A 6,038-nucleotide genomic window follows, 5' to 3' on the forward strand; every position below is an offset into this window, starting at 1 on the left:
TGTTGTTAGAGGACGATTCTCCACAAGCAGATAACATTGCTGCACAAACACACAAGTATAATGTGTTTAGTGAGTTCTTTGTCACAATTTTCATATTAAAATTGATCCGTTTAATGAAAGGTGGTTTAGGATAATATAGTCTTTATATTATTCAGTGTTTAGGGGTTATTATATTAATTTAAATTTTTATGTATATATTCGAGCATTTAAATTATGTGAATTAATTTTATTATTAATTTAAAAAAATAGATTTGGTTGTTTTTTATTATTAAGCTTGAATTTTATTTCTTATTATAAGTTGAGCTGTAGTTTGTTTTTTTATAAATATGTGACTTGGTTTTGTTTGTGGTTTGTATTTGTGGTGGAGTTTTTCAATACTTTGATATTGGAAGAATTGATCACATAAACTGAGGGAATGTTTAACTATTTTAACTAATTTTATAAATATATATTTTATTTTTAATATAAAAAACAATAATTTAATTTTTATATCTGCTTATAGTGGGTTGTGCGGAAATATTTAGATAATTAAAGAATTATTACTCTATCGGTAATTTGATCAGTTATTTTTATATTAAATTTCTTAGAAATATAAAAAATTGAAATTTATAATTAGATTTTGATCTGTTTTTAAATCAAACTCTTTTTGTATATATAATGCTCAAGTGACACTTAGTGTCTGTTTATGACAATTTTTTAAATCCTCTTATTTTTTTAATAATTTTTTATTTATTTAAAATGAAAATTAGATTTTAAATTTAATTTAAATATTGTATATTTGCTGGATTTTATGTGGCTCTATAATTACTTTTTGTTGAATAAAGCAGAGAAATTATTTAAGCATAAATTAAAAAGGAATGTGCTTGGCTGATATTTTATCTTGGGGACTATGGAAATGAATAAGGTTTATAAAACAGTTTGGAACAAAAATCTAGGTTGTTCACAAGTCACATCTGAATTAAAAAAAGGACATTGTCGAGGGACTAAAAAATCAGCTGAATTCAAACTAAAACCTATTGTACAAACATTATTGGGCTATGCACGACTTTCATTATTCAGCTTGGCATTATTGCCTATTTCTGTAATGGCAAGTATTTACGATGCACAATTGCCTACAGGTGGAAATATTACGGTAGGCTCTGCCCAAATCAGTCAAAATAACAATACACTCAACGTACATCAAAATAGCCAGAACGTTGGAATTAACTGGGATCAATTTAATATCGGTCGTGAAGCGACTGTAAATTTTTATCAACCGAATGCTTCATCGATTGCAGTCAACCGTGTGCTGGACAGTAATGCTAGCAAAATTATGGGGAAACTGAATGCAAACGGACAAGTTTTCTTACTTAACCCGAACGGGGTGATTTTTTCTAAAACTGCCCAAGTAAATGTAGGGGGTATTGTTGCATCTACTTTAAATGTAAACGATGGCGATATTATCAGTGGGAATTTCACATTAAAAAACCAGGGTGGTAAAGGTAAAGTTGAAAACTATGGTTCAGTGATTGCCAATGGTGGAGTCGTTGCCTTTATTGCACCTACTGTCATCAATGCAGGGAATGTCGAGGCTGATCAAGGTGTAATTCATTTTACTGCAGCAGACCAAGTGACTTTGCGTTTGCAAGATGGTGATTTGACTGAATACCAAGTGGATATTGGAACCTTACAAGGTTTAATCGATAACAGCGGTGCAGTTCTTGCTAATAATGGTGCTGTGTATTTAACCGCAAAAGCTCGTGATAATTTAAGTAAAGTAGTGGTCAATCATAGTGGCGTGATTGAAGCCAACCGTCTGACACAAAATGCGAAAGGCGAAATTATTTTATTGGCTGATATGGCAACAGGCATAACTACAGTCAGTGGGTCGCTAAAAGCAGAAGGTCAAAATGGCCAAGATGGTGGCTTTATTGAAACTTCTGCGGCCAATGTGAAAATTGATAAAAATACACAGGTTTCAACGCAATCAACTGAAGGAAAAACCGGAACATGGTTAATTGACCCAACTGATTTCACTATTGAGGGTGGTACGGCGGCAAAAACTGGAAGTGGTATTGGTGCAAAAACATTAGAAAACAATTTACACAGCACTTCGGTCATTATTGAAACACAAAGTACAGGAAATGAAGCGGGGGATATTCATGTCAATGCTGATGTAACGTGGAATAATGCTTCAACCTTAACATTGAAAGCTCACAATGATATTAACGTCAATGCCAACATTACCTCAGAGCATTCAGATGGTAAAGTCGCATTGATTTATGGTCAAAATAATAATCAAGACGCAAATTATCATTTGGCAGATGGTGCAAAGATCAATTTAAAAGCGGGCCAAAACTTCAGTACAAAAAAAGGTGGTGACGCGACAAAAAACTATACCGTCATTACTGAACTGGGCACGGAAGGCTCTGTTACTGCTCAAGACCTACAAGGTATTAATGGTGATCTTGCAGAAAATTATGTACTAGGTGCTGACATTGACGCAAATGCAACCAAAAACTGGGGTGCAGAAGGTGATGCTGGTTTTAATCCACTTGGTAATGAGTTTGATGGTGAGTTTAGCGGTTATTTTGATGGTCTCGGGCATACCGTATCCAATCTGACGATTGATCGTCCTTATAACTTTGGCGTAGGTTTATTTGGTTATCTACAAGATGCTCAAGTACGCAATGTTGGAGTAAAAAATGGTTCCATTCAAGGCGATAGCTTTGTCGGTGGTTTGGTCGGCAACAGTACCAATAGCCTGATTGAAAACAGTTTCAGTCATGCCGATGTAAAAGGTTATGGCACGATCGGTGGTTTGGTTGGGGGGAATTATGACGGTAAAATTCAAGACTCCTATGCCACAGGTGATGTAACGGGTGGGGCATATTCAAGTTATGTCGGAGGTTTGGTTGGCGGTAACGACAATGCCCATATTAAAAATTCATACGCAACAGGAAATGTCACAGGGGATGAGATCGTTGGTGGTCTCGTTGGTGACAATAACAACAATGCCACAATTCAACGAAGTTATACGACTGGAGATGTCACTGGTATACAAAACGTAGGTGGTCTGGCTGGTAATTCATATTATGGTTCCGAAATTAAGGACAGTTATGCAGTAGGAGCTGTGACTGGAGAAACAATTGTTGGCGGTTTAGTGGGTGAGATTCTAGATTCTACATTGAACACTAGTTATGCTGCTGGAAAAGTCACCGTGAATGCACAGGACGCCCAAAGTGGTGGTTTGGTTGCAAAAAATGTCAAAGGCACCGTATTCAATAGTGTTTGGGATAAAGAAAAGACAGGTCAAAGCACCAGTGCAGGTAGTGCTGAAAGCAATGGTTTAGGTAGTGAACAAATGTTTAATGCTGAAAACTATACGGGTTTTGATTTTGATGGTATTTGGAATAATGCAGATAATCAAACAACAGCTTTTCTAAGAGGCCATAAAGGCAGTAACGAAGTTAAGTTGAAAGGTGAGGGTGATATTGCTTACTCGGTGATCCAAAACATTCATCAACTTCAAGCAGTAAATCAAAAATTAGATGGTCACTATATTTTAGGTAATGATATTGATGCGAGGGTAACATCAACTTGGAGTAGTGGTGATGGTCAAGGTTTTGAGTCCTTGGGCAGCACAGACCAAGCCTTTACTGGTGTAATGAATGGTCTAGGCTATCAAATTTCTGATGTCTTTATGCTAAATGAAGGCAAAGATCAAGTTGGTTTGATCGGTGTTAACAAAGGGGCAGTTAAAAATGTTGGTGTAACCGATATTCAAGTTACAGGTCGTAATGATGTTGGTGGTCTTGTCGGTAAAAACCAAGGCTTACTTGAAGGTGTTTACAGTACAGGTGAAGTACGTGGACAAAGTAAAGTGGGTGGTCTTATCGGGAATAATGAGCAAATACTTCAAGCTGTTTACAGTAAAGCCAAGGTAAATGGTCAAGATCAGGTTGGGGGCTTGATTGGTTTAAATAATGCCGATATTCAAGATGTTTATAGCACAGGCAATGTCTCTGGCCAGAGTCAGATCGGTGGCTTGATTGGTCAGCAGGGTATAAATAGCACAGTTAAAAATGCATTTACGATGGGTCGAGTGGAAGGTGTTACCCAAACTGGTGCAGTGGTAGGTCATAACGCAGGTACAGTGACTACGACTTATTGGGATAAAGAGCAGAATACTGCTGGGATTGGTCAAGGTACGGATGAAACGAAAGGCTTAACCACTGACGAGATGAGATCTGCCGATAGTTTTCTATTTTTAGATGAAAATAGCAAATTAGGGGGTACAAGTGCGGTTTGGCGTATATATGAAGGCAAGACAATTCCATTTTTACGTCAGTTTTTAATTAAGATTGATTTAGGTTTAAAAGACAAAAAAACGGTATATAACGGGAAAGAACAATTATTTGCAGATGTTTTAGGTCTGGATACAAATAAATTTGTGGCAGATGGGGAAATCAAGGGGACGAATGCGGGTGAATATAAAGCGACCTATTATTCTAATGATCAGCATGGTTATGACTTTATTGGGAATGAAGGCAGCTTAATTATTGACAAGGCGCAGGTGACTGTCAAAGGCTCGAGTGAAACCGGTAAGATTTATAATGGTCAAACTCAGTCAATGGATAAGCCGAGCTATACCGTAGAAGGTATGGTGAATAGTGAAAATCAGTCGTTGCTTGGTAAAATTGAAGTCAGTGGGGTCTCTGCAAAAGATGCGGGTATCTATAAAAATAAAGTCAGTGGTGAAAATACCGAAACGCAAAACTACGATATTAATTATCAAGATGGTGAATTTGTCATTGCTAAGAAAAAAATTACCGTCACGGCAAATGATGAAACACGTGAATACAATGGTGCTTTACAGCGCATTAATAGTTTCACTGCTGAAGGTTTAGTTGCAGGTGAAACCGAAGATACTATTAGGAATAGTATTAATGCGGTGGCAACCCGCCAAGATGCAGGCATTTACACACATGCTGTGGGTTATGCTAATACAAATGGTAATAATAATTATGATATTTCCTTTAAAAGTGGGACGTATACCATTACTAAAGCTACTGCAACGGTAACGGGAAATAGTCTGAATACAGTTTATGATGGAAAAAATCAAAATGTAAGTGGCTTTAATGTTTCAGGTTTAAAGGGTAATGACCAACAAACCGTATTAGGTGAAATTTTCAATACAGCTGCAAGTGGTCGTAATGCTGGACATTATGAAAATGTCGTTGGTGGTGCTGAATCTTCAAAAAACTATAATATTCTGTATGAAAATGGCATTTTGGATATTGCTAAAAAACAAGTTACAGGCACCATCAGTGCGCAAGATAAAGTCTATGATGGTAGTACCCATGCTGTGTTAAATGGTCAATTACAAGATGTAGTCGAAGGTGACACTGTGAATTTTTTGACTACGGGTCAATTCATAGATAAGAATGCGGGTAAAAACAAAGTTGTGAATGTTATGGGTGAAATTACTGGTGTTGATGCAGCCAATTATGAATTAGTCAGCAACCAACAAACCCAAGCAGATATTGAAAAAGCCAAATTGCAAGTCATTGGTAATAGTCTAACAGCAACCTATAGCGGACAGTCGAACAGTGTGACTGGATTTACAGTTGAAGGTCTGGTAGGCGGTGACACCGAACTGGCATTAACTAATGTTACAGCAACTGGTGCAAGTGGAACTTTGGCAGGTACTTATTACAACAACGTGAGTGGTACTGATCAAAACTATGAATTAGTCTTTACTGCAGGCATGTTAAAGATTGTTGATAATGCTGTCATCCCAGATTTGCCAACGACTCCAGAGCAACCGATAACTCCAGACGAGCCAACAACTCCAGAGCAACCGACAATTCCAGACGAGCCAACAACTCCAGAGCAACCGACAATTCCAGACGAGCCAACGACTCCAGAGCAACCGACAATTCCGGAAGAGCCAACAACTCCAGAGCAACCGACAATTCCAGATGAGCCAACGAATCCGGAAGAGCCAGCGACTCCAGAGCAACCGACAATTCCAGACGAGCCAACGACTCCAGAAG

At 37.5% G+C, this 6,038-nt stretch carries 1 protein-coding gene; it reads left to right on the plus strand.

Annotated features, from left to right (window positions below):
* Nucleotides 1-895: 895 nt before the first annotated feature.
* A partial coding sequence (locus FTV48_RS13875) for a GLUG motif-containing protein (protein WP_180000720.1) occupies nt 896-6,038 on the plus strand: 5,143 nt, incomplete at its 3' end.

Source organism: Acinetobacter sp. YH18001, assembly GCF_013416975.1.
Classification (GTDB): Bacteria; Pseudomonadota; Gammaproteobacteria; order Pseudomonadales; family Moraxellaceae; genus Acinetobacter; species Acinetobacter pseudolwoffii.